The 24,842-nt window shown below is 65.5% G+C and carries 24 protein-coding genes; 10 read left to right on the top strand and 14 right to left on the bottom strand.

The window, feature by feature from the left end:
- Positions 1–62 precede the first annotated feature (62 nt).
- Positions 63–1,703: an L-lactate permease gene (locus VK92_RS27705; RefSeq protein WP_021157971.1), complete on the bottom strand. Its 1,641-nt coding sequence runs from the start codon at positions 1,701–1,703 to the stop codon at positions 63–65.
- A 418-nt stretch (positions 1,704–2,121) separates the two neighbouring features.
- Between VK92_RS27705 and VK92_RS27700 the strand changes: the two genes are divergently transcribed.
- Positions 2,122–2,433: a DUF4148 domain-containing protein gene (locus VK92_RS27700; protein ID WP_048025607.1), complete on the top strand. Its 312-nt coding sequence runs from the start codon at positions 2,122–2,124 to the stop codon at positions 2,431–2,433.
- A 102-nt stretch (positions 2,434–2,535) separates the two neighbouring features.
- Here the strand turns inward: VK92_RS27700 and gshA are convergent, their stop codons facing one another.
- The 3 genes from gshA to ada all read right to left on the bottom strand — a co-directional run bounded on the left by gshA (position 2,536) and on the right by ada (position 6,673).
- Positions 2,536–4,149, bottom strand: a complete 1,614-nt coding sequence (gene gshA, locus VK92_RS27695; protein WP_048025604.1) for a glutamate--cysteine ligase — start codon at positions 4,147–4,149, stop codon at positions 2,536–2,538.
- Between the two features lie 476 nt (positions 4,150–4,625).
- Positions 4,626–5,585, bottom strand: coding sequence for a DNA-3-methyladenine glycosylase family protein (locus VK92_RS27690; RefSeq protein WP_021157974.1), 960 nt, complete (start codon positions 5,583–5,585; stop codon positions 4,626–4,628).
- On the bottom strand, positions 5,582–6,673 hold the full coding sequence (gene ada, locus VK92_RS27685; RefSeq protein WP_048025603.1) for a bifunctional DNA-binding transcriptional regulator/O6-methylguanine-DNA methyltransferase Ada: 1,092 nt from the start codon (positions 6,671–6,673) through the stop codon (positions 5,582–5,584). Before ada ends, VK92_RS27690 begins: the two co-directional genes overlap by 4 nt.
- A 431-nt stretch (positions 6,674–7,104) precedes the next feature.
- On the opposite strand from ada, the gene VK92_RS27680 reads away from it, so the two are divergent.
- Positions 7,105–7,518, top strand: a complete 414-nt coding sequence (locus VK92_RS27680) for a VOC family protein (RefSeq protein ID WP_011353604.1) — start codon at positions 7,105–7,107, stop codon at positions 7,516–7,518.
- Between the two features lie 21 nt (positions 7,519–7,539).
- Here VK92_RS27680 and VK92_RS27675 read toward each other — a convergent pair whose 3' ends face one another.
- The 3 genes from VK92_RS27675 to speG all read right to left on the bottom strand — a co-directional run bounded on the left by VK92_RS27675 (position 7,540) and on the right by speG (position 9,687).
- The gene (locus tag VK92_RS27675; RefSeq protein WP_021157976.1) at positions 7,540–8,094 is read right to left on the bottom strand and encodes a YaeQ family protein; all 555 of its coding nucleotides are present in this window, start codon (positions 8,092–8,094) and stop codon (positions 7,540–7,542) included.
- Positions 8,095–8,293: 199 nt separating this feature from the next.
- Complete coding sequence (sap1, locus tag VK92_RS27670) at positions 8,294–8,641, bottom strand: surface attachment protein Sap1 (RefSeq protein ID WP_021157977.1); 348 nt, start codon at positions 8,639–8,641, stop codon at positions 8,294–8,296.
- 488 nt (positions 8,642–9,129) lie between these two features.
- Positions 9,130–9,687, bottom strand: a complete 558-nt coding sequence (gene speG / locus VK92_RS27665) for a spermidine N1-acetyltransferase (protein ID WP_042973815.1) — start codon at positions 9,685–9,687, stop codon at positions 9,130–9,132.
- A 139-nt stretch (positions 9,688–9,826) separates the two neighbouring features.
- Here speG and VK92_RS42600 point away from each other — a divergent pair, with 139 nt between their 5' ends.
- The 4 genes from VK92_RS42600 to VK92_RS43330 all read left to right on the top strand — a co-directional run bounded on the left by VK92_RS42600 (position 9,827) and on the right by VK92_RS43330 (position 12,135).
- Positions 9,827–9,997, top strand: coding sequence for a hypothetical protein (locus VK92_RS42600; protein ID WP_039364617.1), 171 nt, complete (start codon positions 9,827–9,829; stop codon positions 9,995–9,997).
- 148 nt (positions 9,998–10,145) lie between these two features.
- The gene (locus VK92_RS27655; protein WP_027788809.1) at positions 10,146–10,394 is read left to right on the top strand and encodes a DUF2795 domain-containing protein; all 249 of its coding nucleotides are present in this window, start codon (positions 10,146–10,148) and stop codon (positions 10,392–10,394) included.
- 109 nt (positions 10,395–10,503) lie between these two features.
- Positions 10,504–11,862, top strand: a complete 1,359-nt coding sequence (locus tag VK92_RS27650; protein WP_048025602.1) for a sensor domain-containing diguanylate cyclase — start codon at positions 10,504–10,506, stop codon at positions 11,860–11,862.
- Between the two features lie 150 nt (positions 11,863–12,012).
- Positions 12,013–12,135 carry a hypothetical protein gene (locus VK92_RS43330; protein WP_269431974.1) on the top strand — a complete coding sequence of 41 codons (123 nt, stop codon included), beginning with the start codon at positions 12,013–12,015 and terminating at the stop codon, positions 12,133–12,135.
- Positions 12,136–12,178: 43 nt separating this feature from the next.
- On the opposite strand, the gene VK92_RS27645 is transcribed toward VK92_RS43330, so the two are convergent.
- From VK92_RS27645 to mnmE, 3 genes are all read right to left on the bottom strand, one after another.
- Positions 12,179–12,874 carry a hypothetical protein gene (locus VK92_RS27645; RefSeq protein ID WP_053076308.1) on the bottom strand — a complete coding sequence of 232 codons (696 nt, stop codon included), beginning with the start codon at positions 12,872–12,874 and terminating at the stop codon, positions 12,179–12,181.
- 99 nt (positions 12,875–12,973) lie between these two features.
- Entirely contained in the window at positions 12,974–13,687 is a 714-nt protein-coding gene (locus VK92_RS27640) for a hypothetical protein (RefSeq protein WP_048468211.1), read from the bottom strand.
- Positions 13,688–13,858: 171 nt separating this feature from the next.
- Complete coding sequence (gene mnmE, locus VK92_RS27635) at positions 13,859–15,253, bottom strand: tRNA uridine-5-carboxymethylaminomethyl(34) synthesis GTPase MnmE (protein ID WP_027788805.1); 1,395 nt, start codon at positions 15,251–15,253, stop codon at positions 13,859–13,861.
- Positions 15,254–15,589: 336 nt separating this feature from the next.
- Here mnmE and VK92_RS27630 point away from each other — a divergent pair, with 336 nt between their 5' ends.
- A complete protein-coding gene (locus tag VK92_RS27630) occupies positions 15,590–16,021 on the top strand; it encodes a helix-turn-helix domain-containing protein (RefSeq protein WP_021157984.1) in 432 nt (143 codons plus the stop codon).
- A gap of 102 nt (positions 16,022–16,123) precedes the next feature.
- Here VK92_RS27630 and yidC read toward each other — a convergent pair whose 3' ends face one another.
- From yidC to rpmH, 4 genes are all read right to left on the bottom strand, one after another.
- The gene (gene yidC, locus VK92_RS27625) at positions 16,124–17,788 is read right to left on the bottom strand and encodes a membrane protein insertase YidC (RefSeq protein WP_027788804.1); all 1,665 of its coding nucleotides are present in this window, start codon (positions 17,786–17,788) and stop codon (positions 16,124–16,126) included.
- Between the two features lie 8 nt (positions 17,789–17,796).
- A complete protein-coding gene (gene yidD, locus VK92_RS27620; RefSeq protein WP_006750110.1) occupies positions 17,797–18,063 on the bottom strand; it encodes a membrane protein insertion efficiency factor YidD in 267 nt (88 codons plus the stop codon).
- A gap of 75 nt (positions 18,064–18,138) precedes the next feature.
- Positions 18,139–18,600 carry a ribonuclease P protein component gene (rnpA, locus tag VK92_RS27615; RefSeq protein ID WP_021157986.1) on the bottom strand — a complete coding sequence of 154 codons (462 nt, stop codon included), beginning with the start codon at positions 18,598–18,600 and terminating at the stop codon, positions 18,139–18,141.
- A 15-nt stretch (positions 18,601–18,615) separates the two neighbouring features.
- Positions 18,616–18,750, bottom strand: a complete 135-nt coding sequence (rpmH, locus tag VK92_RS27610; RefSeq protein ID WP_004198824.1) for a 50S ribosomal protein L34 — start codon at positions 18,748–18,750, stop codon at positions 18,616–18,618.
- A 421-nt stretch (positions 18,751–19,171) separates the two neighbouring features.
- On the opposite strand from rpmH, the gene dnaA reads away from it, so the two are divergent.
- From dnaA to gyrB, 3 genes are all read left to right on the top strand, one after another.
- Positions 19,172–20,755 (top strand): chromosomal replication initiator protein DnaA, encoded by a 1,584-nt coding sequence (dnaA, locus tag VK92_RS27605; protein WP_048025599.1) that lies wholly within the window; start codon positions 19,172–19,174, stop codon positions 20,753–20,755.
- A gap of 168 nt (positions 20,756–20,923) precedes the next feature.
- Positions 20,924–22,030: a DNA polymerase III subunit beta gene (dnaN, locus tag VK92_RS27600; protein WP_006756934.1), complete on the top strand. Its 1,107-nt coding sequence runs from the start codon at positions 20,924–20,926 to the stop codon at positions 22,028–22,030.
- A gap of 192 nt (positions 22,031–22,222) precedes the next feature.
- On the top strand, positions 22,223–24,697 hold the full coding sequence (gene gyrB / locus VK92_RS27595; RefSeq protein WP_021163999.1) for a DNA topoisomerase (ATP-hydrolyzing) subunit B: 2,475 nt from the start codon (positions 22,223–22,225) through the stop codon (positions 24,695–24,697).
- The last annotated feature ends 145 nt before the right edge of the window (positions 24,698–24,842 follow it).

Below are 24,842 nucleotides of genomic sequence, written 5' to 3'. Positions count from 1 at the left end.
GGCGCTTTTCCCGCGCCTTCCCTCGTTTTTCCTCGTGCCTTCCTTCTGTCGTTGCGCTCACCTCATTTCGGCAGTGCCGGAATCATCCACGTCAGCACGTGCTGCTGCAGGAACACCAGCACGCCGAGCAGCAGCGTGAGAATCACGCTGTGCCAGAAGGTGCGCGCAAACACGACACCTTCCTGCCCTTTCAGGTCCGTCGTCGACACGCCCGTCGCGATGTTCTGCGGCGAGATCATCTTGCCCATCACGCCGCCCGACGAGTTGGTCGCGGCCATCAGCACCGGATCGAGGCCGAGCTGCCGCGCGGCCACGACCTGCAGGTTGCCGAACAGCGCGTTGCCCGACGTGTCGCTGCCGGACAGGAACACGGCGATCCAGCCGAGCGACGCGGACACCAGCGGGAACAGCGCCCCCGTCGACGCGACGCCGGTGCCGAGCGTATAGCTGATTCCCGAGTAGTTCAGCAGGTACGCGAGCCCGACGATCATCATCACCGTGACGATCGCGATCCACGTCTGCCGCCAGGTCTTGACCACGCATTCGAGGAACGCACCGATACCGGTGCGCGTCAGCGCGGCCGTGATGATCGCCGAGAGCAGGATCGCGGTGCCCGTGCCGAGCGGCTGGAAGTCCCAGATCGCCGCATACGGCTTGTGGTACAGCGACACGAACACCGCGTTGTGCAGGCCCGGCCACTTGATCTTCACGTCGCCGATCGCCGCGACGTTCGCGTGTACCCACACGATCACGACCACCGACACGACGAGCCACGGCAGCCAGCCGCCGAAACCCGCGCGGGCGGCACCGGCCGTTGCGGGCACGCTGCGCGCGAGCGCGTATTGCGGATCGGGTTGCGGCTTCCACACCTGGAGGAAACCGATCGTGACGATCAGCGACGTGAGCGACGACAGCACGTCGGTGAGCTGGTAGCCGAGGAAGTTCGACGTGACGAACTGCGCGATCGCGAAACTGCCGCCCGACACGAGCAGCGCGGGCCACAGCTTCGAGATCGAGCGCAGCCCGCCGTACGCGCCGACCACGTAGAACGGCAACAGCAGCGCGAAGAACGGCAACTGGCGGCCGACCATCTGTGCGAGTGTCGCGGGCGGCAGCGACGTCACCGCGCCGAGCACGGTGATCGGCACGCCGAGCGCGCCGAACGCGACCGGCGCCGTGTTGAACAGCAGCGTATAGGTGAGCGCTTCGAGCGCGGGGAAGCCGAGCGCGATCAGGAGTGCGCTCGTGATCGCGACCGGCGTGCCGAATCCCGAGATTCCTTCGAGCAGGCAGCCGAACGAGAACGCGACGACGAGCAGCACGAGACGCCGATCGTCGGGCAGGTTGTCGAGCATCCACTGCCGGAACTGGTCGAAACGGCCCGACTTCACCGCGATGTTGTACAGCAGCAGCGCGTTGAAGACGATCCACATCACCGGCACGACCGCGAGCGCCATGCCCGCGCCGACCGCGTTGAACGCGAGCCCGGCCGGCATCCCCCACGCGCCGATCGCGACCGCGAGGCCGGCGACCAGCCCGGCGAGCGACGCCTGCCACGCGGGGCGGCGCAGCACGCCCAGCGCGATCAGCGCGACGGCGATCGGGATCGCGGCGACGAGGAAGGACAGCAGCAGCGAGTTGGCGACCGGCGTCAACGGCTGCGCGAAGACAATGCCGGGCGGCAGGGCGTCGGTGGGATTCATCGCGTCTCCAAAGTCGACCCGGGGCTGGCGCGGCGGCGCCCCGGATTCGGTGCAAAGCGGTCCTTCCGCAATCGCGACGGCGCTCAGGCGCTTGTGCACGCAACGACGTCGCACGGCCAACCGATCGGTCGCTTAAAAGAGGTTAGGAGGCGCGGGGCGCTTCTACAAGGAGGACAAGCCCGATGCGTGCCGACCCGGTACGAGCCCGCCGCCGCAGGCTGACAGGCAGCGGGCGGGCCGCTGTCGCGTTCGACAGGATGCCCGTCACGCGCGGCTTACCCGCGCAATGTTGCACATGCGGCAAAGGTGCCTGACGGCGGCCGGGATGTTTCGTTTGGCATCCGAAGCCTAGACTGGCTGCATCGATTCCGCCCGCGCCGGTCACGGCACGGCACCGGAACCTCACGGAGTGAACACGATGAAGACGATGAAACAAGCCGTATGCGCATGCGTGCTGATCGGCGCGGCCTTCGCCGCGCACGCGCAGGCCGCATCGACGCTGACGCGCGCCGAGGTCCGCCAGGAACTCGTGGAGCTGCAGGCCGCCGGCTACCGGACGAGCCTGGCAAGCAGTCCCGACTTTCCGGAAAAGATGCAGGCGATCATGCACCGTGCCGCGCAGGCACGCGGCGCGGACGCCGGCTACGGCAGCGACGGCGGCGCAAACGTGGAATCGGGCAAGCCGGCGCAGCCGCACGCGATCGATCGCGGCACGTACGCACACCACTAAAGGTGGATCGACCCGGATCGGGGGCGCCACGGCGCACACCGACCGGCGACGGAGGACGCAGCGCGCACCGCGCCGATCGACGCGGTGCGCGTGCGCCAGGCATCACACGCTGAAGCGGTTCAGCGTATACGCGCGATAGGCCGCGACGAATGCGTCGAACGATCCGGCCTCCTTCGCTTCGAGCTCGGCCTGCTCGGCGAGCGACTTCGCGGCGAGCGCCTGCTCGGTGCGCAGTGTCTCCGCCGACGGCGGGTGCGCGCGGAAATGCGCGGCATGCGCTTCGCTCTGCGCCAGCGCGAACCCGAGGAACGACTGCCCGTGCTCGCGCATCGTGCGCAGCACGCGTGCGGACGGCGTGCGCTCCGGATCGGCGAGCTTCTCGCGCTGCGCGGCGATCGCGCGCGCATGTTCGTCGCCGCCGCGGATTTCGTCGAGACGGCGGCCGACGGTTTCGATATCGCCCATCAGTTCGTCCGCCCACGCCTGCAGCGTGATCGGCGCACCGTCGCGCTGCAGCGTGAGCCCGGGCTTGCGCCCTTCCATCGTCACGCTGCCGAAGTTCGCGTTCGCCTCCTGGTACGCGGGGCAGTCGAGCACCGGGCTCTCGTCGAGCGCGCACGCGAGCAGGAAGGCGTCGATGAAGCGCGCGGTTTCCAGTGCGATGCCGGTCGGCTCGAACGGATCGATGTCGAGACAGCGCACCTCGATGTACTGCACGCCGCGCGACGCGAGCGCATGCAGCGGACGCTCGCCCGAATATGTGACGCGCTTCGGCCGGATCGTCGAGTAGAACTCGTTTTCGATCTGCAGCACGTTCGTGTTGATCTGAATCCACTCGCCGTCGCGATGCGTGCCGATGGCTTCGTACGCCGGATACGGCTCGCTCACGGCCTTCGACAGCGCGTCGAGATAACCGGGCAGCGTGTTGTAGTCGACGTGCAGCGCGGCCTGGGCGGTCGTGTTCGAGTAGCCGAGATCGCTCATCCGCAGGCTCGTCGCATACGGCAGGTACAGCGTATCGGCGTCGAACGTGTCGAGCCTGTGCGGCTTGCCGCGCAGGAACTTCGTGTCGAGCGCGGGCGATGCGCCGAACAGGTACATCAACAGCCAGCTGCGGCGGCGGAAGTTGCGGATCTGCGCGAGATAGCGCTCCGACTGGTAATCGACGAGCGTGGCCGTCGACCCTTCTTCCGCGTGCAGGCGCCGCCACACTTCCTCGTGCAGCGAGTAGTTGTAGTGGATGCCGGCGATGCACTGCATCGTGCGGCCGTAGCGATACGCGAGGCCGCGCCGGTACACCGTCTTCAGGCGGCCGATGTTCGACGTGCCGTAGTCGGCGATCGGGATCTGGTCGTCGGCCGGCAGCAGGCCCGGCATCGAGTCGTTCCACAGCATCTCGTCGCCGAGCGATGCATAGACGTAGCGATGCAGATCGTCGAGGCGTTCGAGCGTGATCGCGGCGTCGCGTTCCGCGGGCGTGATCAGCTCGATCAGCGCTTCGGAATAGTCGGTCGTCAGCGCCGGATGCGTGAGCGCCGAACCGAGCGCGCGCGGATGCGGCGTGAACGCGATCATCCCGTCGCGCGTCACGCGCAGGCTTTCCTTTTCGATGCCGCGCAGGCCGTCGGGCAGATGCTGCCGCGTCGGGCCCGAGCTCAGTGCTTCGAGGCGATTCAGCAGCAGTTCGGACTGGCGGTGAGTCATGGTGTTCGACATGGAGACGCAAGTGCGTGACGGCCGCGCGCAGAACGCCGCGCGCGGCCGGCTGGATTGTTGGTCGCTTCGTTGGTAGCGGGCACTTTAACATCTCGCCGAAACCCGCGCTTGAGGTGGCGCCGGGCAGGGTGCACGGGCCGGAGCGGGCCGCCGGACGGGCCGGTCGCGGCGATCGCCGCATCTCCCACCGGTTCCGGGCGGCGGCGACGGGCACGCCGGTTGAGCGCATTCGTCCGACGGAACGTGACGCGCGAACGGGGGACGGCAGGTGCAACCGTGCCGCCGAATCGACCGCGGAGAGAGGCGAAAGTGTGCGTCGTGCGCCCGGCATCGGGCGGACGACGGATTCGAGAAATAGCCTTGACGGTCGAAGTCCGGCGGTAGCCAACGAACACCGGCGCGGCTTGCGCGACGGGTTGCATCGCGGCTTCGCCGGGTCGCACCCGGCCGCGCAACTCAGTGATCGGCAGTTGCCCTCACCCGCCGCGCGCGCCGCCCGCCCGGTCGGCCACTTCGTTCCACAAATGCAGCGCCGCGTACGCGCGCCACGGCCGCCAGCCTTCGGTGCGACGCTTCTGGGTCGCGAGCCGGTCGAGCGCCGGATCGCGTGCGGCGATCGATTGCATCAGCACGAGATCGGAGGCCGGCCACGCATCCGGATCGCGCCATGCGCGCATCGCGATGTATTCGACGGTCCACGGGCCGATGCCGGGCAGATCGAGCCACGCACCGCGCAGCGTCGCGAGATCGGCGTGCTCGCGATCGACCGGCACGTCGCCGGCCGCCACCGCGCGCGCCGTGCCCGTCAGTGCCGCGACCCGCTTGCCGGGCATCCCGATCTTGTCGAGATCGCAGGCGGCCAGCGCCTCCGGTGTCGGAAAACGCCAAGCGGGCGCACCGTCGTCTTCGTGAACCACGCGCTCGCCGGCCCGCTCGACGAGCCGGCCGACGATCGTCGTCGCGGCCTTCACGCTCACCTGCTGGCCGACGATCGCGCGCACGGCCAGTTCGAACCCCGACCACGCACCCGGCACGCGCAGCCCCGGCGCGGCCTCGACGAGCGGCGCGAACCACGGATCGCGCGCCAGCCCGCTGCCGATGACGGCCGGATCGGCGCCGAGGTCGAACATCGTCGCGACGCGCGCGGCGAACGCATCATCGACATGACGCGCGACCGCGCCTTCGACCGTCGCGACCAGGCAATGCTTGCGCGGATGTTTCGCGACCGTGAGCCGGCCGGCGTCGCCGTGCAGGTCGACGATGCGGCGATACACGCCGCCCGCCACCTGCTCGACGCCCGGAATCGCGCGCCCGCTGAAGAAGCGCAGGACGCGCGCCCAGTCGTAAGGCGCATTGAAGCGCAGTTCCATTTGCGCGGACGGCGGCACGCGGCCGCCGTTCACGATGGACGTAATCGTCGTTCTTGCGATGCTCAAGCTGCGCTGCCCTCCGCGACGGATTCGGTTTCATCGTCGTGCACGTGACGCGCCTCGGCGGCAAGCAGCGTCGCCTTGCGGCGCACGCCCCAACGATACCCGGACAGCGCGCCGCCCTTTTGTACGACGCGGTGGCACGGGATCGCGAGCGCGACCGGGTTCGACGCGCACGCGGACGCGACGGCGCGCACCGCGCGCGGCGCGCCCAGCGCCTCGGCGATCTCCGAGTAGCTGCGTGTTTCGCCGTACGGAATATGCGTCAGCGCTTCCCACACGCGCTGCTGGAAGGCGGTCGGCGCGATGTCGAGCGGCAGGTCGAACGCGTGCCGCGTGCCGTCCAGGTACGCGCGGATCTGCGCGACGAACGGCGCGAGCCGTGCCGACGCTTCGACCAGCTCGGCGCGCGCGAACGCGTCCTTCAGCTCGCCGACGAGCGCGGCCGGTTCGTCGCCGAACGCGATCCGGCAGATGCCCTGCCCGGTCGCCGCGACGAGCACCGTACCGAGCGACGTCGAGGCGGTCGCAAAGTCGATCCGCAGGCCGGCACCCTGGCGGCGGAACGCCGACGGTGCCATCCCGAGCTCGCGCGGCACCGACGCATAGAGTCGCGACGGCGAGTTGAAACCCGCGTCGACGGCCGCCTGCGTGACCGGCTGCCCGCTTTGCAACGCCTGCCGCAGCGCGGCGCCGCGCTGCGCGGCTTGGTACTGCCGCGGCGACACGCCGACCACGCGCTTGAAAAGCCGCTGCAGATGAAACGGGCTCACGTGCACGGCATCGCTCAGCTGCTGCAGCGTGAGCCGCTCGGCATGCGCGTCGAGCACCGCGCACGCGCGGTTGACGATCTCGAGCTCGCGCGGCAGCCCTTCCGGCTGGCAGCGCTTGCAGGGCCGGAAACCGGCCGCGCGCGCGGCGGCCGGATCGGCGAAGAAGGACACATTTTCGCGGCGCGGCAGCCGCGACGCACAGGTCGGACGGCAGAACACGCCGGTCGTGCGCACGGCGTAGAAGAACGCGCCGTCCGCATGCGGATCGCGCTCGGTCACGGCGCCCCAGCGGGCATCATCGGTCGGATAGGCGGTTTTCATCTGAACCTCGCACTCTCTAGTGTAGATGGTGCCTACTCTAGACATCGGCACGTGCCGTCGCGCCCTGAATCTTGCTCTGTGATTCGCCCCGGATAATCAGGGGCGCATCACCCGGAAATAAGTCCGGCGAAACGCGCGCGCCGGCTGCTGCAGCGCGGTTTTCGTCATCGTCCCGTCACTATTTTGCTGCACTGCGGATGCGACAAATCGCCGTCCTGACGTTTTTTTGCATTCGGAATATTGCGTCGCACCATCGCCGTGTGTATAGTTGGAACTGTCTCCTCCATGTCTCCTCCTGATATGGATTAAGCCCGTTCCGCTTTGCGTGAACGGGCTTTTTTTCGTCCGTCGATTGTGCCGCGTTCCGGCGGGCGGCGCAGGCGCGATGCGTCTACACTCGATGCTCGTCGACTGCGAAGGAGCGCCTGCCCATGAAACCCACCATCCGCGCGATCGATCACATCGTGCTGCGCGTGACCGACATGGCCGCGATGACGCGCTTTTACTGCGACGCCGTCGGCTGCCATGTGGAAAAGGAACAGCCCGACCTGGGCCTCGTGCAGCTACGCGCCGGTGATGCACTGATCGACCTGCTGTCGGTCGGCGGCCCGATCGACCGCCCTGACAGCGGCCCGCCCGGCACGGGGCGCAATCTCGATCACCTGTGCCTGCGCGTCGAGCCGTTCGATCCCGACGCATTGACCGCCCATTTCGCCGCACACGGCGCACGGCCGGGCGCGCCGGCGGAACGCTACGGCGCCGGCGGCTACGGGCCGTCGATCTACCTGTTCGACCCGGAAGGCAACATGCTCGAATTCAAGGGGCCGCCGGCCGCGATCGGCTGAACGCGGCCGGCGCGCGGGCCGTCATGCGTCTGCGCGCGCCTTCAGCACCGTCCATTCGACCGCGACCGGATCGTGGTCGGCGCTCGAGATCCACGCGGTGCCGTCCTGCACCGTGCACTGCAGGCGCATCGAGCGCTCCGCGAGCCGCCCGAGCGCGGCCGCGACGCCGTCGGCCAGCGACAGCACCTGCACGTTGCGCAACCGCTCGACCTTGCTACGCACGCCCTGCCACCAGATATCCGACGTCTTGCCGCCGTACGCGATCACGGTGACCTGCCCGGCGCGGCCGGCCGCCTTCGAGATGCGCCGCTCGTCGGGCTGGCCGGCTTCGATCCAGACGTCGATCGCGCCCGTCAGGTCCTTCTGCCACAGATCGGGCTCGTCGACGTCCGACAGCCCCTTGCAGAATTCGAGCCGCTCGTGCGCGAACAGCGCGAACGCGACGATGCGCACCATCATCCGGTCGTCGGTTTCCGACGGATGACGCGCCACCGTCAGCGCGTGATCGGCGTAGTAATGCCGATCCATGTCGGCGATTTGCAGTTCGGCTTTGTAGATCGTGGATTTCAGCGCCATGCGGATACGGCCCGGGCGGGCATTCGGTTCGGTCGGGCCGTGATGATACCGAATGCGCGCCGTCCGGCGCGTGTCATGCGCCACCCACAGCGCAACGGCCCGGCATGTGCCGGGCCGTGTTCGGTTCGCGCCGCCCGCTCATCGGGCCGGCGCGCTCGCGCGTCGTGCGACTGCGCGGTGGATGGGCGGTTACTGGCGGTTACTGCTTGACGAAGCGCGAATCGGTCCAGAGACCCTGCTGGTCGCTGTTGTCGGCGCTGACGAACTGCACGTCGCCCTGGTCGACCGACACGACGCGGAAACGCTGGCCTTCCGGTACCGACAGGCAGCGGTAGTCGTCGAAGTATTGCTGCTTCGCCTGCGACTTGCCGTCACGTTCGTGACTCAGTACGGAGTCCAGATTGTCTTTCGACAGGCAGCCCCATGCATTCTTCGTCAACTGGATTTCCTGCGCCGGCTTGACGGCCGAATCGCCGCCCGCCTGGGCAATCGACACCGCGCAAAATGCGCCGACGAGGGCAAAAAGGATACCGGTACGCTTCATCATGTTCTGTCTCCAGGCTTGCGGACACCAGGCTTGGGTTAGCTATGTGTTTAAAGGTGATCGTGAACCGCGTTTTTCACTTTAGAAGACCGGCAAGCGATAGCAAGCACATTTGTTGTGCGACCGCAATAGCGGCGGATTGTCGCACCCCGTGCGCAGCCTGTTTTTCGCGCGGCACGCGCGGCGGGCAACCCCCGTTGCGCGGCGGACAGGCCCGTCACGCCGGGCGGAAAGCGTTATCCGACAGGGCTTTCATCCAAGTTACATTGCAGCGATTGAACGGTTTGGATAATCCATTTCGTCATCCGGATCATTTTGATGCGCCGCACATAAAGTCATTCGAAAACGAATCCACTTTACCGCAGTGCGGAATCGCAAATACCTGATACAAGAAAAATGCCAGGCATAAGCGAATCCGTATTTATCCGTAGTTTCCCGAATGTATTCGGCGCCCGCGAAAACCCCGCTGCAAGCGCCTTTCGCCAGCGCGTTTACCCTGCCTTGTTCGGACTGGATTGCTGGCGGTCGAAATAATCGCGTTGAAAGATGCACATGCGATAAGCGTTGTGATACGCGCCGTTTCCGAAAAATTCTTCCTTCAACTCGGCCTCGTGCTGGAATCCGCATTTTTCGTACACGTGAATCGCCGCCGCATTCGACGTATCGACGATCAGGTACAGCTTGCGCATGTTCAGCACCTTGAACGCGTACTCGATCGCGAGGCGCGTCGCCTGGCCCGCGTAACCGCGCCCCTGGCATTGCGGCGCGATGATGATCTGGAACTCGCCGCGGCGATGGATGTAGTCGAGCTCGATCAGTTCGACGAGGCCGACCAGTTCGCCCTGCGCGTCGACCGCGACGAAACGGCGCTCGCGCTGGTCGTGCACGTGGCGGTCGTACAGTTGTGACAGTTCCGAGAAGGTTTCGTACGGCTCCTCGAACCAGTAGCGCATGATCTTTGCGTCGTTGTTCAGTTCGTGGACAAAGCGCAGGTCCTGGCGCTCCAGCGGCCGCAGCGCGAGCGTGTTGGTATCGTTCTGGAGTTGCATGTTCATGTCCTTTTTGATGCCGGCGCAGGTGCGGCAAGGCCGCTTCCGCGGCCTGTTTCGCACTGTAAGAAGTTGAACGCGGGCGAAGTTCAGAGCCTAGAATGGGAGCAAGGGTTCCTGCCACCGCAAGGAGGCTATCGTGTTCGAGCAAGTGATACTCGGAATTTTCCTCGTGCTGCCGCTCGTGATCGTGGCGGCGCTGTTTTCCGACGAACTGTGGCAGGAACATCGGCGCCAGCATCCGCGTGACGAAAACGCACCGCACATCGACTGGAAGCATCCGTGGCGCCGCGTACGACGCGGGCATTGAGTCGACTGGCGTTCATCCGCGGGGCACGCCGGCCTGGCCGCCCTGGCGTGTGAACGCATGACGCGCCCCGGTACGCACCCGCAGTTATACGCCCGAATTCCGCCTCGATCCGATTCCGCTCAACCCGCTCACTCCGCGAGACGCCGCCGTGAACGACCAGCCCGCCCAGCCTCCGCACGACATTCCCAACGAAACGATCGACCTGCAGATCGCCGACGTGCTGGCGGCCGTCCGCTACCCGGCCAACAAGGATGCGATCGTCGATGCCGCCCGCGACGCGGGCGCCAGCAACGAAGTGCTGTCGATGCTCGACGGGCTGCCCGAACAGGACTACGCGGACGTCGACGCCGTCACGCACTGGGTTGCCGGCAACTTCGGTCCCGGCCTCGGGGTTTGAGCGCGCAACCATAACGCGATAGGATCAGGCCGCACCGGTCGCGCAGCGGCCGGCTGCCTGTCGCCCGGCGCAAGACCGGGCGTTTCCGCGTACGTGCCCGGGGAACTCCATGGAAGGCATCCTGATCCAGCACACGACACGCCGTCAGCTCTGGTTCGGCACACTGACGGCGCTCGTCATCGTGCTCGCGCTCGGGATCGCCGCGCCGCACGCGAACGTCGCGCTGCCGGCCGTCGAGCCGTTCATGCCGATGTGCGCGCTCACCGTGTTCACCACCGCGAGCATCGCGGCGTTCTTTCTCGGCGCGCAGTTCACCGTGACCCGCCAGCCGATGCTCGGCGCGCTCGGCGGCGCCTACGCGTTCACCGCGCTCGCCGTCGCGCTGCAGCTGCTCACCTTTCCCGGCGTATTCGCGCCGCACGGGCTGTTCGGTGCGCAACCGCAAAGCGCCGCGTGGATGTGGATCTTCTGGCATGCCGGCTTCCCGAGTTTCGTGATGGTCGCGCTGCTCGCGCGCGCGCGGCTGGCGCGCGCACCGGTCGGCGCACGGCAGACACGGTGGTGGACACTCGCGCTGATCGGCGGGCCGGCTGTCGTCGCGGGATTGCTGTGCCTGTTCGCGCTGAACGTGTCGCTGCCGCCCGCGTTTCATCCGCCGGGCGATGCGGCCGTGCTGCCCGTCAACGCCGTCGCGCTGGTCGTGTGGCTGCTCAATGCGCTGGCGCTCGTTGCCGTGCTGGCCACCGGCCGGCTGCGCACGACCCTCGACCTATGGCTCGCGATCGCGGTGCTCGCGTGCGTCACCGACACCACGCTGAACCTGATGAGCACCAATCGCTTCACGGTCGGCTGGTATCTCGCGCGCGTGTTCAGCATGTTCACGCCGGGCGTGCTCGTGTGCGTGCTCGCGTGGGAAGTGACGATGCTGTACCAGCGGCTGTTCGAGGCGCACGCGACGCTGATCCGTTCGTCCGCGCGCGACGGCCTGACGGGTGCGTTCAACCGCATGCACTTCAACGATCACTTCCACACGCTGTTCCTGCAGTCGCGACGGCAAGGCGAACCGCTGTCGCTGCTGATGGTCGACGTCGACCACTTCAAGGCGTACAACGACGCGTTCGGTCACGTGAAGGGCGACGCATGCCTGATTGCCGTCGCGAATGCGTTGGCCGGCGCGGTGAGGCGGCCCGCGGACATGGTCGCGCGTTACGGCGGCGAGGAGTTCGCGATCGTGCTGCCGAACACGGGCGCGCGCGGCGCGCGGGTCGTCGCCGAGGAAGCGCGCGAGGCGGTATTGCGGCTCGATCTCGCGATGCCGACATCACCCGCCGGACGCGTGAGCGTGAGCGTCGGCTGCGCGACCGTGGCGGCCGACGATCTCTCCACACCCGACGCGTTGATCGAAGCCGCCGATGCCGCGCTGTATCGTGCGAAGGATACGGGGCGAAACAGGGTCGTCACTGCCTGAAAACGTCTGCTGTTTGGGGATTTGTTACGGTCATTGTGACCGGAATAATCCGCCGTTACGGATTGCGGAGCAGGGAAACGATCGCTTACAGCCGGTGTTGCGGGCGCTCGCTATGCTGGGTTTCATATTGAACCCGAGCAGGTGAACCCGATGAAGAAGACCCTTTTGCTGATTGCCAGCGTCGCCGTGTTGCTGAGCGGCTGTATCGTGGTGCCTGACGGTGGTGGGTATTACGGTGGCGGCGGGTATTACCATCACCGGCATTGGGATTGACGTGGATGACGGTCCGGCTGCTTCGATCCGGGCCTTCGCGCCATCAAGCCGGCGCAGTCAGTTCGGCATGCATCAGAAATACCTGTAGCGCAGCGAGCGTTTCGTAGTGAAGACGCTCGAGGCGCGCATCCTTCTCCGCGTCTTCGATCAGATTGCGCTCGGCATCGAACTGATAAGGCTCCCCCAGCAGTTCGGCCATGTCGATCTGGAAGTACGTGCACTCCCCATAGGGCCGCTTGCCGTCGATGTAGGACAGCGGCCAGAAGTCATCGCGCTTCAGCACCGCATCGATCGAGTAATCGTCGAGCGTTCTCCAGACGGTCCCTTGCAGTATCGCGAGATGCTCGGCGCGAAATTCGAAACGCCCCGATGCGTCAACGCCGCTTTCCGGAAAATCGAACGCCTCGCGCAGTTCCGCCGGGATCACGTATTGCCCCGGTGACAACGTGCCCGCGACCGTGACGAATTCGGGCACGACGTGGCCGAGTTCTGCCAGCGTGCGAATGGCCAGCACGTCGTCGCCCGTTTCGAGGATCGCCTTGGCGAGATCGATCGTCGTGCCGGTTCCCGTCAGTGGCGGCTCGGGAACAATGCCCGGCGCACCGGATTCGATCGGAAGCCACATGACCTGAAGCCGCCTCATCAGCGCGACATGACGCGGCGTCAGGTCGGGATATGGCGCATCGTCGGCAAAGACGGCGCGAAGAATGGCGTGACGTTCGATCGAATGGTCACGCATCGGAGCACTCGGTGTGACGCGCGGCAAACACCAGCAGCGCGACGGGATTCAACTTCGGCAGAGGTTTGCGACTGGCGTCGCCGTATCCGAAACGCGAACTCAGGTCGTGCCCGTAGCCGTCATCGGCGGCGGATACGCGGAAGGCGACAGGTTTCGAATGACCATGCGGTCGAGTTCGGCTTGCGCCTGCGCAATTTTCTCGTCGGCTGCGACGATTTTCCGCCGATGGCGATAACGCGCCACGAGTACCGAACCGATTATCACGAGACCGAAGACGACGTTCCCGACGGCCGGCGTATGGTCGGCAAGCTCGCCGGCCAGGGTACCGAGGATCGCACCGCCTATCACGCCGAATATGGCCGCGAATATGCCATCGACGATCCAGCTCTTCGAAGGGTATTTGAGCCGCGCAACGTTGATTGCGACAACGGCATCGACCATGCCGTCCACCTTGCCCTGTACGGCATCGAGTTGTGCTTCGATGTCATCCGTCAGGTTTCGGGCGCGCGCCTTGTCCGGTTCGGCGAGCACCCCGGCATTGGCATAGGTCAGCAGGATGCCGTCCAGCTCTTTCCATGCGGCTTCCAGATCGGATGACACCCGGCCTTCTTCCCGCAGATGGCGCCAGCCGGTATCCACATCGTTGAGGTCGACGTATGTGCCGTGCGATGCACAGCATTCAAATACCGCAAATGCCCGACGCAGCTCGAGCTCCGCGGTGAAGTTGTCGTTCGCTCGCGACCGTTGGCTTTTCGCCATGTCGGTCGTCGAGTTGCCGGTTGATTCGCCGCGTTTTCCGAATCCGAATCCCATGCGTGCCCTCTCTTTGTTTTTTGGACCGGGGGTCGTTGTGTCGAAATGTCCCGGCCGGCCGATTTTACGGCAGGCCGCGTGACGTGCACGGGGGATCGATCGCGATCGGGGTGGCCGATCAACAGCGAATGACGAGCCGTAAAGCGCTTTCGAACGTCGAATCCGCGGGCATCACTTCCCGATACAAAACCTGCTGAAAATCACCCCCAGCAGATCATCCGAAGTGAACTCCCCGGTAATCGAATTGAGTTGCTCCTGCGCGAGCCGCAGTTCCTCGGCAAACAGATCGAGCGACTGAGCGCGTTGCTCCGCATGATCCGCCGCCTGCGCGAGATGCTCCTGCGCAGCCCGCAGCGCGATCAGATGCCGCTCCCGCGCGAGATACACGCCCTCCGCCCCGGCCTGCCACCCGGCGATCCGCAGCAGCTCCGCGCGCAGCATGTCGATCCCGTCGCCGCGCTTCGCCGACAGATGCACCTCGGTCAGGTCGCCCTCCGCCGCCGGATGCTCGACGCACGCCGCCACGCCGGTCAGGTCCGTCTTGTTCAGCACGCGTACCACCGGCACGCCGCCCGGAAACCGCGCGGCAATCGTCTCGTCATCCGCCGTCATCCCGGTGCGCGAATCCAGCAGATGCAGCACGACGTCCGCCCGCTCGATCTCGCTCCACGTGCGTGCGATGCCGATCCGCTCGACCTCGTCCTCCGTCTCGCGCAACCCGGCCGTATCGATGATGTGCAGCGGAATCCCTTCGACCTGGATCGTCTGCGCGACCTTGTCGCGCGTCGTGCCCGCGATCGGCGTGACGATCGCCAGCTCCGCGCCGGCCAGCGCGTTCAGCAGCGACGACTTGCCGACGTTCGGCTGCCCCGCGAGCACGACCGACAATCCTTCGCGCAGCAGCGCGCCTTGCCGCGCATCACCCAGCACGTGCGCGAGCTGCGCGCGAATCTTCGCGAGCTTGCCGCGCGCGTCGGCCGCCTCCAGGAAATCGATCTCCTCTTCCGGAAAATCGAGCGTCGCCTCGACCAGCATCCGCAGCGTGATCACGTCGTCGACGAGCGCATGGATCTGCCGCGAGAACGCGCCGTCGAGCGAGCGCCCGGCCGAACGCGCGGCCGCCTCGGTGCTCGCCTCGATCAGGTCGGCGACGGCCTCGGCCTGCGCGAGATCGAGCTTGTCATTCAGAAACGCGCGTCGCGTGAATTCGCCGGGCTCCGCGAGCCGCAGCCCGAAACCGCGCCCCGCATCCAGGCAGCGCTGCAGCAGCAGCTGCATCACGATCGGCCCGCCGTGCCCCTGCAGCTCGAGCACGTGCTCGCCGGTGTACGAATGCGGCGCCGGGAAGTACAGCGCGATCCCGCGGTCGAGCGGCGCGCCGTGCTCGTCGAGGAACGGCACGTAACTCGCATGGCGCGGCGCGAGCTTCTGCCCGCACAACGCGTCGATCAGCGGCAACGCGGCCGCCTCGCCGCCGCGCCCGAACGATACACGGACGACCCCGATGCCACCCCGGCCGGCAGCAGTGGCAATGGCGACGATCGGATCGGAATCGGTAGCGAGCATGGGAATCGGATGAGTCGGGTGATCAGTGAATATGGTGCGCCCGCGCAACAGTTCGGGCATCGGAACGCCGGCATTGTAGCGTGCCGGCTCACACGCCATCGGTCGCCACGCTGGATTCGGACGCGCCCGAATTTATCCCGCCGGGGATAAGCCAAGTATCAGTCCGGCGCCATGTCACAACGACGGTTTCGGACGAGTATGCCTGCTGGAGCGGCCCAACACTGTGGCCCTCAATTTTGCCCCCCACTCCGATCGAGATCGGGATTCGTCTGAACGAGATACGTTTAGCCCGAATGGTTGTCTGAAACGTGGTGGTGGAATTGCACAATCTCCCCCATGCCGACATCCGAAGAAAAAGCCGCGTTCTCGGAACGCCTGAAATTCGCCCTGCGGCGCAGCCCGGAGAAGATCACCGGTGCGACCGAACTGGCGAACCGATTCAATCTGCGCCACCGCGGAGCGCAACCCGTTTCGCCGCAAACCGCGCATAAGTGGCTGACGGGTCGCACGATTCCGACGTCGGACAAACTCGCCACGCTCGCCGAATGGCTGCGCGTCGAACTCCACTGGTTGCATTACGGCCCGTCGCCGAGCGTGATCGAACATCCGACGCCGCAACCGCTGCCGCGCGACGAGCGCTATCCGCCGACGCCCGAGACGATCGAACTCGCGTCGAAGATCGAAGCGCTGTCGCCGCATCATCGCTACCTCGTGCAGGAACTGGTCGAGCAGTTCTACGGCGACTCGGGCGAATCGAAGAAAGGCTGAACCCGCACCGGCACCGCAAAAGCAAAAAGCCGCATGGCGCGAACCATGCGGCTTTTTTTGCGTGCATCGCGGGCGGCTCGCCGCCCGCGTATGCAACGGGCGTCAGGCCGGTTTCTTCTTGGCCCCGCCGAGCTTGCGCGTGATGTAGTACTGCTGTGCGATCGACAGCACGTTGTTCACGACGTAGTACAGCACGAGGCCGGCCGGGAAGAAGAAGAACATCACCGAGAACGCGATCGGCATGAACTTCATCATCTTCGCCTGGACCGGGTCCGGCGGAGTCGGGTTCAGGCTCGTCTGCACATACATCGACACGGCCATCAGCACCGGCAGGATGAAGAACGGATCGCGCTGCGACAGGTCGTGAATCCACAGAACCCACGGCGCGCCGCGCATTTCGACCGACGCGAGCAGCACCCAGTACAGCGAGATGAACACCGGGATCTGGATCACGACCGGCAGGCAGCCGCCGAACGGATTGACCTTCTCGGTCTTGTACAGCTCCATCAGCGCGGCGTTCATCTTCTGCGGATCGCTCTTGAAGCGTTCGCGCAGCGCCTGCATGCGCGGCGTGATTTCCTTCATGCGCGCCATCGACTTGTAGCTCGCAGCCGACAGCGGGAAGAACACCGCCTTGATCAGGATCGTGAGCAGCACGATCGACCAGCCCCAGTTGCCGATGTAGCCGTGGATCTTCTCGAGCAGCCAGAACAGCGGCTTCGCGATGATCGTCACCCAGCCGTAGTCCTTCACGAGTTCCAGGCCCGGCGCGATGCCTTCGAGCATGCGCTCCTCTTCCGGACCGGCGAACAGGCGTGCCTGCACGTCGGCCGACTGGCCCGGCGCGATCGCGGCGACCGGCTGCTTCACGCCGACGCGGTACAGCGTCGGATCGATCTTTTCAGCGTAGATGTCGCGCTTCACGCCCTGCTGCGGAATCCAGGCCGACGCGAAGTAGTGCTGCACCATCGCGACCCAGCCGTTGTCGGCGGAGGTCACGTAGTCGGCCTTGTTCTTGTCGAGGTCGCTGAAGTTGATCTTCTGGAAGTGCTTCGCGTCCGTGTAGACCGCCGGCCCGAGGAACGTATGCGAGAACATCGGCGTTTCGACCGCCGTGTTGTCGCGCACCAGTTCCATGTAGACCGTCGGCGTGACAGGTGCCGTGCCGACGTTGTCGATCTTGGTGTCGACGCCGATCACGTAGCTGCCGCGCGTGAACGTGTAGGTCTTCACGACCTTCACGCCGCCCTTCACCGGCGATTCGAACGACAGCTTCAGCGCGTTCTGGTCGCCCGTCAGCGACGTCGAGCCGGGGTTCAGCTGCGTGTAGACGTCGTTGTGGTTCGGGAAATCGCCGCCGAGCAGGCCCGAGCGTGCGAGATACGTATGGCCGGCCGTGTGGTCGAACAGCGTGATGTACAGGTCGGGCTGCTTGCCGTCGCCCTGCTTCTTCAGCGTCAGCTTGGCAAGCGTGCCGCCGCGCGTGTCGATTTCGCCGTCGTAGACGTCGGTCGAGAACTTCACGAGCTGCGCCTGCGCGGCCGGAGCAGTGGTCGACGGGGCGGCGCCGGCTGCGGCGGCAGGCACTTCACCTGCGGTCGTCGTCGCGCCCGTGCCCGATGCACCGCCGGCAGCGGCCGCGGGGGCCGTCTGCGTGGCGCTCGGGAAGAACATCGACGGGCGTCCATGGGACCGCTGCCAGTTGTCGTACAGCATGACAGCTGACATGAAGAAGATCACCCATAGGACGGTGCGTTTGATATCCATGCGTTGTCTCAGAGTCGATGGGACCGCGCGTCGGCTTCGCCGCGAGCGCGAGTGTCGGAGTTGGGCGGCGGGACGAGGTCGATGCCGCCCGCGGAAAACGGATGGCATCGGCACACGCGCCTGACGGCGAGATACGTGCCGCGCGCGGCGCCATGATACTGGATTGCCTCGCGCGCGTAATCCGAACAGGAAGGATAAAAACGGCAACGGTTGCCGAGCATCGGGCTCACGGCAACCTTGTAGAAGCGCAGCAAGGCGATCAATACCGTTTCCATACCTTGGGCGGCGCCGTACGACGCCGCGTCAAAACCGGCCGGGCAGGCGCGAACGCCGCACCGGGCACGGATGCGTCACTCGGACGCGGGCTTCGACGCACGGCGGGCGATTTCCCGGACTGCCCTGTCGAGCAGCTCGCGGATCTCGGCCGCGCACATCGCCGCGAGCGGGGCGGAAGCCGCGCTCGGCAGCGCTTTCTTGTCGAAGCGCGTGTGCTGCCGCAGCAGCAGGTCGTAACCGGCGAACTCGGCCCGGCGCAAGCGAAACGCATCGCGCGCCAGCCGCTTCACGAGGTTACGTGTTACCGCACGCGGCGCATACTTCTTGCCGACGACGAGCCCCAGACGCGCGGGCTGACCGGTCGGCTTGCCGTAAATCACGAAGTGCGCGGAGCGCCGCCAGGGGCGCAAACGAAAAACGGATGAAAATTCATCCGTTTTCAGAAGTCGCGCAGCTTTCGGGAAGGCGGCTTTCGTCTGCGACGGATTCGCACCCGGCTCGACGGCACCTTCCGCAGGACTGCGGACGGCGGACACAGCGCGCAACCTGCCTTAGATGGCGAGGCGCTTGCGGCCCTTCGCGCGGCGAGCGTTGATGACCTTGCGGCCACCTGCCGTCTTCATGCGGACACGGAAGCCATGGGTGCGCTTGCGGCGCGTCACGGACGGTTGGTAAGTACGTTTCATGATGTTCTCACTTGTTCGAGAATGTCGAAATTCAGGGGACCGCGTGCCCTTAACCGGAGGCATTCGGGCGAACGCAATCGCCGGGAATACAGGATTGGTTTTCGCGGAACCCGCTATTTAAACCGTTTTTCTCTTGACGGTCAATACTTTAGGAGTCGCTCGCCTGTGCCGGCCCGCGCCGATCCGGCCCCGCGACCCACCATCCCGGCCTGTGGATAACTCGCGCTGTGGTCGCGTTTGGCGGTAGAATCTCGCCTTATCTCCAAGAATCCCGCACGCCGCCTCGGCCCGCGCCTGCCCCTCCAGCACTGTGACGCAGGCGTCCGAGGCACGCTCGCACGACCGCTTCGGGCCTTGTTGCGCAACCGCGACAAGGGCGCCGGCGAGCCGCGCTGTGCACGCAAAAAACGACAGTTACTTGATGAACGATTTCTGGCAACACTGTTCCGCACTGCTGGAGCGCGAGCTGACGCCCCAGCAGTACGTGACGTGGATCAAACCCTTGGCCCCGGTGGCCTTCGATGCGTCGGCGAACACGCTGTCCATCGCCGCGCCGAACCGCTTCAAGCTGGACTGGGTCAAGAGCCAGTTTTCGGGACGGATCTCCGATCTGGCCCGCGAATTCTGGAACACGCCGATCGAAGTCCAGTTCGTCCTCGATCCCAAGGCAGGCATGCGCAGTGCCGCGGCCGGCGCCGCATCGGGCGCAGCCGCCCCGCGCGCGCCGCTCGCACCGAGCGGCCCGGCCGCCGCGGTGGCCGCGATCGCCGCCAACCTGGCCGCGAACGCCGGCGCTGCGCCCACAGCGCCGGCCGACGTGCCGATGACGCCGTCGGCAGCCGCCGCGCACCACCTGAACGCCGACGACGCCGACATCGACCTGCCGAGCCTGCCCGCGCACGAAGCCGCGGCCGGCCGCCGCACGTGGCGCCCGGGCCCGGGTGCCGCACCCGCGAACGGCGGCGAAGCCGATTCGATGTACGAGCGTTCGAAGCTGAACCCCGTGCTCACGTTCGACAACTTCGTGACCGGCAAGGCGAACCAGCTCGCGCGCGCCGCCGCGATCCAGGTCGCGGACAACCCGGGCATCTCGTACAACCCGCTGTTCCTGTACGGCGGCGTCGGCCTCGGCAAGACCCACCTGATCCACGCGATCGGCAACCAGCTGCTGCTCGACAAGGCCGGCGCGCGGATCCGCTACATCCACGCGGAACAGTACGTGTCCGACGTGGTGAAGGCATACCAGCGCAAGGCGTTCGACGACTTCAAGCGCTACTACCATTCGCTCGACCTGCTGCTGATCGACGATATTCAATTCTTCTCCGGCAAGTCGCGCACGCAAGAGGAATTCTTCTACGCGTTCGAGGCGCTGGTCGCGAACAAGGCGCAGGTGATCATCACCAGCGACACGTATCCGAAGGAAATCTCGGGCATCGACGATCGCCTGATCTCGCGCTTCGACTCGGGCCTCACCGTCGCGATCGAGCCGCCCGAGCTGGAAATGCGCGTCGCGATCCTGATGCGCAAGGCGCAGTCGGAAGGCGTGAATCTCTCGGAAGACGTCGCGTTCTTCGTCGCGAAGCACCTGCGCTCGAACGTGCGCGAACTCGAAGGCGCGCTGCGCAAGATCCTCGCGTATTCGAAGTTCCACGGCCGCGAGATCTCGATCGAGCTGACCAAGGAAGCGCTGAAGGACCTGCTGACCGTGCAGAACCGGCAGATTTCGGTCGAAAACATCCAGAAGACCGTCGCCGACTTCTACAACATCAAGGTCGCCGACATGTATTCGAAGAAGCGCCCCGCGAACATCGCGCGGCCGCGACAGATTGCGATGTATCTCGCGAAGGAACTCACGCAGAAGAGCCTGCCGGAAATCGGCGAGCTGTTCGGCGGGCGCGATCACACCACCGTGCTGCACGCGGTGCGCAAGATCGCCGACGAGCGCAGCAAGGACGCGCAGCTCAACCACGAGCTGCACGTGCTGGAACAAACGCTGAAGGGCTGAGCGCGCGGCGCGCTTGATAATTCGGCCTCCGCCCCAATTTAAGGGGGGCGGTTCGGTTTTGAGGCACAATACTGGTTTGACCGCCCCGGTGGTGGCGGGCCAAGAGCCCGGCCGGCGGGGCGCTGCGAGGCTGCTGCGCTGCAGGCCGTTACTCAACGAAGGAACTCTATGCAACTGGTCAAGACCGAACGAGACACCCTCCTCAGGCCGCTGCAAACGGTCAGCGGCATCGTCGAACGCCGCCATACGTTGCCGATCCTCGCCAACCTGCTGATCACCAAGAACGGCCCGGACGTTTCATTCCTGTCGACCGACCTGGAGCTGCAGATCACCACGCGCGCCGATTTCGGCGTCGGCGGCGACCAGGTCGCGACCACCGTCGCGGCGCGCAAGCTGCTCGACATCCTGCGCGCGATGCCTGACGGCCAGGTCACGCTGTCGCTCGCCGACAAGCGCCTCACCGTTCAATCGGGCAAGAGCCGCTTCGCACTCCAGACGCTGGCGGCCGACGAGTTCCCGACCGTCGCGCAGGCGAAGGATTTCGGCGCCACGCTCACCGTCCCGCAGAAGTCGTTCCGCCAGCTGCTCGGCATGGTCCACTTCGCGATGGCGCAGCAGGACATCCGCTACTACCTGAACGGCATGCTGCTCGTCGTCGACGGCGACCAGCTGATGGCCGTGGCCACCGACGGCCACCGCCTCGCGTTCTCGTCGATGAAGCTCGAAGGCGGCACGTTCGGCCGCCAGGAAGTCATCGTGCCGCGCAAGACGATTCTCGAGCTGCAGCGCCTGCTCGAAGACATCGACGACACCGTCACCATCGACATCGCGCAAACCCAGGCCAAGTTCACGTTCGGCCAGGTCGAGCTCGTGTCGAAACTCGTCGAGGGCAAGTTCCCCGACTTCCAGCGCGTGATCCCGAAGGCGCACAAGAACACGTTCGAGATCGGCCGTGAAGAACTGCAGCGCTCGCTGCAGCGCGCGGCCATCCTGACCTCGGACAAGTTCAAGGGCGTGCGCTGCATCATCGCGCCGGGCCAGCTGAAGATCATGTCGACCAACGCCGATCAGGAAGAGGCGCAGGAAGAACTCGAAATCGCCTACCAGGGCGATACCGTCGACATCGGCTTCAACGTCACGTATCTGCTCGACGTGCTCGCGAACCTGAAGGTCGACACCGTGCAGGTGAGCCTCGGCGACGCCAGCTCGAGCGCGCTGATTACCGTGCCCGAGAACGACGAGTTCAAGTATGTCGTGATGCCGATGCGCATCTGACGCGCACGACATCAAGACACACACCAGGGGGCGGCAAGCCCCTTTGGCGTTTTTATGGCGAACCGACAACCCGCCCTTTTAGTGCCTTTTCGGCACTTGGGCGGGCCAGGAAACTGGAGCGGCCCGGCGATTTCCTTCGCTGAAACGCACCGCGCCGCCACCTGAGTGGCCTCGCAGAACCGGAAGATATCCATGAGTGAACAGCACAATTCGCAACCCGATAACAGCAGCTACGGCGCCTCGTCGATCCAGATCCTCGAAGGTCTGGAAGCGGTGCGCAAGCGCCCCGGGATGTACATCGGCGACACGTCTGACGGCACCGGTCTGCACCACCTCGTGTTCGAGGTGCTCGACAACTCGATCGACGAAGCGTTGGCCGGGTACTGCAACGACATCCACGTGACGATTCACGCCGACAACTCGATTTCCGTGACCGACAACGGCCGCGGGATCCCGACCGACGTGAAGATGAACGACAAGCACGAGCCGAAGCGCAGTGCTGCGGAAATCGTGATGACCGAGCTGCACGCCGGCGGCAAGTTCGACCAGAACAGCTACAAGGTGTCCGGTGGTCTGCACGGCGTGGGTGTGTCGTGCGTGAACGCGCTGTCGAGCTGGCTGCGCCTCACCGTGCGCCGCGACGGCAAGAAGCGGTTCATGGAGTTCCACCGCGGCGTCGCGCAGGATCGCGTGCTCGAGGTGGTGGACGGCGTGGAAGTGTCGCCGATGCTTGTGACCGGCGACACCGAGAACCGCGGCACCGAAGTGCACTTCATGGCCGATCCGACGATTTTCGGCACGGTCGAGTATCACTACGACATCCTCGCGAAGCGGATGCGCGAGCTTTCGTTCCTGAACAACGGTGTGCGGATTCGCCTCACCGATCTGCGCTCGGGCAAGGAAGACGATTTCGCCTTCGCCGGCGGGGTGAAGGGCTTCGTCGAGTACATCAACAAGACGAAGACCAACCTGCACCCGACCGTGTTCTTCGCCAACGGCGAGAAGGACGGCGTGGGCGTCGAAGTCGCGATGCAGTGGAACGACAGCTACAACGAAAACGTGCTGTGCTTCACGAACAACATCCCGCAGCGCGACGGCGGCACGCACCTGACCGGCCTGCGGGCCGCGATGACGCGCGTCATCAACAAGTACATCACCGACAACGAAATCGCGAAGAAGGCGAAGGTCGAGACGACCGGCGACGACATGCGCGAAGGGCTGTCGTGCGTGCTGTCCGTGAAGGTGCCGGAGCCGAAGTTCAGCTCGCAGACGAAGGACAAGCTGGTTTCTTCCGAGGTTCGTGCGCCGGTTGAGGAAGTTGTGGCGAAGGCGCTGGAGGAGTTCCTGCTGGAAACGCCGATCGACGCGAAGATCATTTGCGGGAAGATCGTTGAAGCTGCTCGGGCGCGGGATGCTGCGCGGAAGGCGCGTGAAATGACGCGTCGCAAGGGCGTGCTCGACGGCGTCGGCCTGCCGGGCAAGCTCGCGGACTGTCAGGAGAAGGATCCGGCTAAGTGCGAAATCTACATCGTCGAGGGTGACTCGGCAGGTGGCTCGGCGAAGCAAGGGCGTGACCGGAAGTTCCAGGCGATCCTGCCGCTGCGCGGCAAGGTGCTGAACGTCGAGAAGGCGCGCTACGACAAGCTGCTGTCGTCGGAACAGATCGTCACGCTTGTGACCGCGCTCGGCTGCGGCATCGGCAAGGAAGACTACAACCTCGACAAGCTCCGCTATCACCGCATCATCATCATGACCGACGCGGACGTCGACGGTGCGCACATCCGGACGCTGCTGCTCACGTTCCTTTATCGGCAGATGCCGGACATGATCGAGCGCGGGTACGTGTATATCGCGCAGCCGCCGCTTTACAAGATCAAGGCGGGCAAGGACGAGCGGTATCTGAAGGACGACGTGGAGCTCAACGCGCATATGCTGCGGTTGGCGCTGCAAGGGTCGGAGCTGGTGCCGGGTGAAAATGCGGCGGCGATTTCGGGCGATGCGCTTGGGGAGCTGGCACGGTCGTATCTGCTGTCGCAGAGCGTCATCGAGCGGTTGAGCCGGTTGTATGACCCGGCCGCGCTGGAAGCCGTTATGGATGGGGTGGTGATCGACCTCTCCAACGAGGCTTCGACCGAGGCTTCGGCTAAGGCGCTGCACGCTGCTTTGCATGATGAAGCGCTGAAGAACGAAGTGCGGGTTGTGCCTTCGTATGACGCGGTTCGCGAACAGCGGGCGCTGCATGTCGAGCGGACGCATCACGGCAACGTGCGCGTTTCGGTCATCGACCAGGAATTCCAGCACACCGCGGATTATCAGCAGCTCGTGACCACCGCGAATACGTTCAAGGGGCTTATTGGGGAAGGTGCGGTCATCAAGCGCGGTGAGCGCAGCATGGCTGTCGCGGACTTCAAGAGCGCGATGAAGTGGCTGCTGGCGGATGCCGAGCGGAACGTCTCCAAACAACGCTATAAGGGGCTCGGCGAGATGAACCCCGAGCAGCTGTGGGAAACGACGATGGATCCGGCGGTGCGGCGTCTGCTGCGTGTGCAGATCGAAGACGCGATCGCTGCGGATGGGATCTTTACTACCCTCATGGGGGATGATGTGGAGCCGCGGCGGGCGTTTATTGAGTCGAATGCGTTGCGGGCGGGGAATATTGACGTTTAACACCGCCCGACTGCAGGGAAACGGAATTGGCTGGATTAGTGCACGGTTAGCTGGACTCGAGAGCACGGAGTTGACTGGACTGCCTGGAACACTCCGAGTTCGAGGGAACACGCCGACCTACGTCAGCCTGTGCCCCTGTGGGGCA

The sequence above is a fragment of the Burkholderia sp. LK4 genome (assembly GCF_001043615.1).
Lineage (GTDB): Bacteria > Pseudomonadota > Gammaproteobacteria > Burkholderiales > Burkholderiaceae > Burkholderia > Burkholderia cepacia.
This window is presented reverse-complemented; position numbering and strand designations above follow the sequence as displayed.